The following is a 244-nucleotide window of genomic DNA, read 5'->3' on the forward strand; positions in this document are numbered from 1 at the left end:
GCGCTCCCCCAAACTTCGCCGGCGTCGGCGCCGGACCGATTTCGGTGGTGATCGGGGACGTGAACGGGGACGGTCGGCCCGACCTCGTCACCGCCAACCGCCAAGACAAAACGGTCAGCGTGCTGCTGGGGAACGGGGACGGCAAGTTCGCCCCCGCCCCCGGCTCGCCCGTCCCCGTCGGCTCGTTTCCGACTTCGGTGGTGATCGGTGACGTGAACGGGGACGGCAAGCCCGACCTCGTCGC

General features: G+C 70.5%; 1 protein-coding gene. It reads left to right on the forward strand.

The window, feature by feature from the left end; genetic code table 11:
• The coding region (locus BGIM_RS66785; protein WP_202947405.1) for an FG-GAP repeat domain-containing protein at positions 1-244 on the forward strand (244 nt) is incomplete at both ends.

The sequence above is a fragment of the Zavarzinella formosa DSM 19928 genome (assembly GCF_000255705.1).
Taxonomy (GTDB): domain Bacteria; phylum Planctomycetota; class Planctomycetia; order Gemmatales; family Gemmataceae; genus Zavarzinella; species Zavarzinella formosa.